The sequence below is a fragment of the Schlesneria sp. genome, from assembly GCF_036405755.1.
In the GTDB taxonomy this organism is placed as follows: Bacteria; Planctomycetota; Planctomycetia; order Planctomycetales; family Planctomycetaceae; genus Schlesneria; species Schlesneria sphaerica.
The window spans coordinates 1-6,545 of record NZ_DASWWZ010000387.1 but is presented as its reverse complement, the minus strand read 5'-3'; the positions used below and the strand labels follow the sequence as shown (position 1 = coordinate 6,545).

2 protein-coding genes are annotated in these 6,545 nt (G+C 56.8%); one reads left to right on the top strand and one right to left on the bottom strand.

The features are described from left to right. Positions 1-37 precede the first annotated feature (37 nt). A complete protein-coding gene (locus VGE80_RS13490; protein ID WP_373651244.1) occupies positions 38-784 on the bottom strand; it encodes a PEP-CTERM sorting domain-containing protein in 747 nt (248 codons plus the stop codon). A 1,202-nt stretch (positions 785-1,986) separates the two neighbouring features. Here VGE80_RS13490 and hrpA point away from each other — a divergent pair. After that, positions 1,987-6,285 (top strand): ATP-dependent RNA helicase HrpA, encoded by a 4,299-nt coding sequence (gene hrpA / locus VGE80_RS13485; RefSeq protein WP_440593038.1) that lies wholly within the window; start codon positions 1,987-1,989, stop codon positions 6,283-6,285. Positions 6,286-6,545 lie beyond the last annotated feature (260 nt).

Below are 6,545 nucleotides of genomic sequence, written 5' to 3'. Positions count from 1 at the left end.
CGAAGAGTGAGACTGGCGAACAGAGAATTGAAGTCTCTCAGACAGCGGCTGCTGCTCTACGGCGTCGGTAGGTGCGGATGGCGAAGCCGGCTCCCCCAAGTCCCAGCAGTGCGAACGTCGATGGCTCAGGCGCGTGGTGGATAACGGCCTCGCCAGCGACTTGATTAGAACCTGCTGCCGTACCGAACTGGAAAATGACGTCGCTGATTTTGCTTCCCTCTGTGATGCCCTTGATCAGAATATCAAAGGTCGCCGACCCGAGAACCATGGGTGTATGCTGAACAATCGAAGGATTTGCGTTGCTGTACTTGCCCCCCAGTGCCGGATCGAAATTGCCTTTGCTGTCCGCACCAATGATCAGACGGTTCGGCTTTCCACCCGTAAGGGTCGTCAAGTCGACAGTGGACCCGCTGAGGGTTGCATCCCAGCGGTTCAGTGGATCCGTCACACCGGCGGTGTAAGCCCCTCCGGAACTGATGTTGGTGATCAGCCCGCTTCCCGTGGTCGTAAGTGCACCCGACCCGGTCGCGCCACTGACCTTAAAGCTGATGGCACTCAACGTTTGAGCGTCCGCTTTCGGATTCGCGAACAGATTTGTCAGTGTCAGCTGAAGACTGCCGTTGCTGAGCGTGAAAAAGGCTTCAGCGTCGACGGAACCATCCTTTGTGGTTGATCCAGCCGGAGTGATGTATTGAATCTGTCCTGCCTGGACAGTGGCCGCGGTGCTCAGCACCATTAGAAATGTCAGGCTTCGTGCAAACTTCAGAGTCATCATTGGAATCATGTAACCAGTCCCTCTACGCAGACAAAGATTTGCGAGCGGCCCATCGCAACTCGCTGATGTGGGGTGTCGAAGCCGACAGCGCAGAATTCGCCTGTCGAATTTTTTCAGGTCCAAAGGAGCGTGCAGCGGCGATCACGCGTGGCAAATTCGCCCGCTGAGTTCGCATCGCCAGAAGTGAGTGACAAAAACACCGAGACCGAAGCCGAACTGGCCTCCCGATCTGAGATGTTCAAAAGAGGGTTCGAATCGGAATCAATGGGACCGCATCTGATCGGTCGAGAACGATGAAAGCCCTGCGTTCCCGGCGAAAAGGGACTACGCCGAATCGTTGGACTGGATCCGTATCCTGAGCGTCCTGGCAGAAGTTGTGAAATTCTGCCATGCAACTCGTCGAAGCTTTAAGGTTGTAGACCTGCCCCAGAGACTGGCCAGTCAAAAATCTGAACAAATTCCAAAAAAATTGAACATGGGCATTGAGGCATCCAAAAAGCCGAAAACCCTCTGTTTTCCAGCTCCCTTACCGAAGAATTCAACAACGACGCTACGCATGACGGCCGTGACATTCGCCTGAAGTAGTGAACAGATTCTCGATGCGAGCCCTGTGGTGGAAAAGCGATTCTTAGGTTCTGAGCAAACTTTGAGTACGACTTCTTCTCGAACGACCCAGTTGCACCCGGGGATCGAAAGGGCCGGATCGCTAAGACGCTTGATCTGGAAGGAGCGGCCCACAAATCCCCTCCCCGCCGAGCAGGTTTCGGGGGGTCAGGTGGCCGGGACGTCGGTGTGGGACGACTGATTTGCGAAAAAAACGACGACTGGCTATTTGAGCAACAAGAGCGCTCTGAGCACCGGCTAACGGCCAGTTTCACGTTATATAGAGAGACAGAAACATGTGCTCCACGTCGAAGGGGTCGCCGTACGAGTTCCTCGATCGACAAGCGATCTGCCCCTTTTTGGCAAGATTTTCCAGGGAATCCGAACTCCGAGGGAAGTTCTTGTGTCGGACTCCTTCCTCGATTTTCCTTCACGTCTTAAACTGAAGTTCTTCGCGGGAAAATGCTTACCGTTGGAAAAGCAATTTCGGACCTAAGTCGTCAATCTCCCGTCCGAACCCCTCGTCCCACCCGGCTGAGGCGGGGAGCAATCGCCCAAACACGCACCATCCGCCCCCAGTGGTCCGGTGTCTGAGACCATCGACAACCATGAACGAAATTGCCGCCCAAATCGAAGCTTCCCTTTCGAAGACCATGCTGGTTGACCGGCACCGCCTGCGCCAGCAGTGGCGACGGTTACAGAGCCAGCATCCTCCGGCAAAGGGAAGCTCAGCGTCTCCTTCACCGAAGGAAGGGGGCGGCAAGCGGCTGGAAAAATTCCAGGAAGACCTGGCCAGATCATGCCAGCGTTACGAACAGCGTCTGCGCGGCGTTCCTGAACTGTCGTTCGACGACGCACTGCCGGTGGTCCAGCGGAAGGACGAAATTGCCGCCGCCATTCGGGATCATCAGGTGGTCGTCGTCTGCGGAGAGACCGGCTCTGGGAAGTCGACGCAACTTCCCAAGATTTGCCTGGAACTCGGTCGTGGTGTCGCCGGAATGATCGGGCACACGCAACCCCGACGAATCGCCGCCCGGTCTGTCGCCACTCGAGTGGCAGAAGAGTTGTCGGTGTCTGTCGGGCGCGAAGTCGGTTTCAAGGTCCGCTTTGCCGACGCAACGTCGTCACAGACCTACATCAAGTTAATGACCGACGGAATCCTGCTTGCCGAAACGCAAAGCCGCCCATTCCTCGACGACTACGACACAATTATCGTCGATGAAGCGCACGAGCGGTCGCTGAACATCGATTTTCTGCTGGGAAACCTGCATCGCCTCGTCGCCCGGCGGCGCGAGCTGAAAGTCATTATTACTTCCGCCACAATCGATGCCGAGCGATTTGCCGATCACTTCCGCCCCATCGCTGGAAAGGTGCCCGTACTGGAGGTTTCGGGACGGACTTACCCGGTCGAAATGATTTATCGTCCCCCGACAGTGGACCAGAATGGAGATGAACCGGACTGGCCCAAGGCCGTGGCGGACGCTGTCAGCGAAGTCTGCTCACGCGGCCCCGGTGACGTCCTGCTGTTTATGCCAACCGAACGGGAAATTCACGAAGCGGCCAAAGCGCTGCGTGGTCGCACCTTCGGCGGCAGCAAACCAGACATTCTGCCGCTCTATGCCCGACTTTCCGCGGCCGAGCAACAACGTGTCTTTCAGACGGCCTCCAATCGCCGAATCGTGATTGCCACCAACGTGGCAGAATCGTCGCTGACTGTCCCTGGTATTCGCTATGTCGTCGACACAGGGACCGCGCGAATCAGCCGCTATTCGCCCAAGTCCAAACTGCAACGGCTGCCTGTCGAACCAGTCTCCCGGGCTTCCGCCGATCAGCGGGCTGGTCGCTGCGGTCGCGTCGGTCCCGGCGTCTGCATTCGACTCTACTCTGAAGAAGACTACCAGAGCCGGGAACGGTACACGCCTCCCGAAATCCTGCGATCCAATCTGGCCAACGTGATCCTGCAAACCAAGACGCTGGGGCTGGGAGAGATTGAAGAATTCCCGTTTCTGGAGCCCCCCAAGACAGAGTCGATCAAGGACGGTTATAAGACACTGTTCGAACTCGGTGCAGTCACCGAAGACCACAAGTTGACGGAAATTGGTCGCAAGCTTGCGCGGTTGCCGGTCGATCCCCGCATCGCGCGGATTATCTGGGCCGCACACGAAGAAAATTGTCTGGGCGATGCCCTGATTATCGCGTCAGCGCTCGAAGTGCAGGACCCTCGTGAACGTCCACTCGAAAAGCAAAAGCAGGCAGACGAATCGCATCAACGATTTGCGGACGAAGATTCCGATTTCCTGAGTGATCTGAAGTTGTGGGACTTCTATCACAAGCTGAAAGGAGAGTTGTCAAAGGGCCAACTGCACAAAGCCTGTCACCAGAATTTTCTGTCGTGGACGCGGATGCGCGAGTGGATTGACGTGCACGCCGAACTGGTCCAGATCGTCAGGGAATCGATGGCGAGTGAAACGCGAGGGCGGGAATCGCGACCCGCGGCGAATCATACGAACGAATCTTCCAGCAAGCAGCATGGCGCTCGTGCCGCCACAGCAGGATCTCCCCCATTCACAAAACGGGCCAAACAACCGGAATCCAGTGCGACGACGCAGAAGGTCGACACCCTTTTCGCACGACGCCACGACGTCGGTGCCATTCATCGAGCACTTCTGACGGGCTACTTGTCCAGCATCGCGTTCAAGACGGAGAGTGGTGAATACCTTGCGGCCGGGGGGATGAAGGCCTACCTCTGGCCCGGTTCCGGACTGGCCGCGAAGAAACCGAAGTGGATTGTCGCCGCAGAACTGGTCGAAACGACGCGGCGATTTCTGAGAACGGTGGCCAAGATTGATCCCGCCTGGATCGAACCACTGGCGGAACACCTGATCGATCGATCGTATAGCGAGCCGCATTGGGATCCAGATTCACTGGCCGTCATGGCCTACGAAAAGGTGACGCTCTTCGGACTGGTCCTGGTCCCCCGTCGACGAATCCGATACAGCCGGATCGAACCGGTGAAATCCCGCGAGCTGTTCATTCAACATGCGCTTGTCTACGGAGAATGGCCGGAAGATGACTCCGATTCCGAGCCATCTCAACGACGTGACTACTCGAATTATCAGTCGCGGAATCCCGATCGCACGAACTCGCAACGGGGTGCTGGAAAGCAAGCCCCCTCTCAAGGGACTGGCGGAAGCGAAACAACCGCCTCACGGGGTTCTCGAGCGGCGGTTGTTCCCGCTGCCGAGGGATCAACCGGGCAGTCAGTCACGACACGATTCACGGCGCCCCCCGCATTTTTGATTCACAATCGGAAGCTCGTAAAGCAACTGGAAGACCTGCAGACACGCGTCAGACGAGGAAGTCTGCTGAAAGCCGAACAGGCTCAGTTCGATTTCTACGATTCACGTCTTCCTGCTGATGTGAATGACGGACACCGGCTTGTGCAATGGCTCCGCTCGGCAGCGCCGTCCGACCAGAAGCGATTGCTCATGGCGGATGCGGATCTACTGGAAGCTGATGCCATCGTCGCCACCAAGGAATCGTACCCCGATACGATCCAGATGAAGAATCTGTCGCTTCCGCTAACGTATCGACTCGACCCGAGTGCGCCTGATGACGGCGTCACCATCACCGTTCCCCAGGAGGGTCTCAATCAACTTGACGGCGAGCGACTTGGATGGCTCGTACCGGGCCTGATCGAGGACAAGATCGTCGCTCTGATTCGGACACTACCCAAGGAACTTCGCCGGGACCTGGTGCCGATTCCCGAAGTCGCAGCAGAAGTCGCCAAAGTAGTCTTGTTCGGGGAGAAATCGCTCGAAGCAGCGATCGTCGAGGGGATTGAGCTTGTAACCGGAATCGAAATTCCCGTCACCGCCTTCGACGAGTCCAAACTGCCCGACCACTTGAGAATGCTGATCCGCGTCACAGATGCAGAAGGTCGCACACTCGCGGCAGGACGAGACCTGACCGCCTTACGGAAAGAGTTCGGAGCGATCGCGTCCGTGAGTTTCTCGGCATCCGACGATCCTCGCTGGATCCGGGACGGTATCAAGACCTGGGACTGCGGTACTCTCCCCCCAGTCATCGATGTCATGCGCCGCGGTGTCGCACTCAAGGGGTATCCAACCCTGATGGACAAGGAAGATTCCGCCTCCCTCCGATTGCTCGACACACTGGAAAAATCGCAGCATGAAATGCGGTTCGGTGTCCGGCGGCTCATCGTACTGACGGTGTTTCGAGAGTTGAAACAACAGATCGACCACCTGCCGTCACTGCAGAATTGGGCACTGTCGGCCAAGTCGTTCCCCCCTCCGTTCCCGTTTCGAACTCAGGTGCAGGAACTGCTCGCCGATCGGGCATTCCTGGCGTCCGACAAATTTCCTCGCAGTGACGCTGAGTTTCGGGAGTGTCTGCGAATTGGTCGGACCCGCATGCCTGCTGCGGTAACCGAGATTACGGGATTTCTCACCTCCCTTTTTCAGGCTTATGCAGAAGTCCGTCGGATCTGGGAAAAGACCGCTCATCCACAGTGGCAGACAACCCGGCTGGATGTGCATTCGCAACTGGCTCAGCTCTTTTCACCCGGTTTTCTGGTCCGGACACCCTGGCCGTGGCTGGTGCAGTTTCCACGGTATACGAGAGGAATTTCGTTGCGACTTCAGAAGCTGACCAGCGGTGGCGCAGCGCGAGATCAGCAATTGCAGCAGCAGATTGTCCTGCGGTGGCGGAGAGGGATCGAACGACTGAAACTTCACGCGGACCAGCATATTTACGACCCGGAACTGGAGAGTTATCGCTGGATGAGCGAAGAATTGCGAGTCGCGCTGTTTGCCCAGGAACTGGGAACCAGCATCTCCGTTTCCGAAAAGAAGCTGGATAAGCAATGGGAGAAAGTGAAGCAGTAATCAAACCGTCGTGCAGGATCGTGCTTCAACCTCCTCATGAGGTCACTGGAACTTCTGTTCGCACAGGAATACCACCGCGACTTAACTTCTGCCCGATTTGAAAATTTCCGGGGAGAAGATGTGAATTGGACGAGTCCGGTAGTAACGATTATCGCGATGTTTTAGCCCATTCGCCCGGATTACGCAGAGTTGATAGCAGGTAAGTCCTCTGCAAATTCACTGAATGGTGCCGTCGCGACCGCAGTCAGCTGCATTCCAGT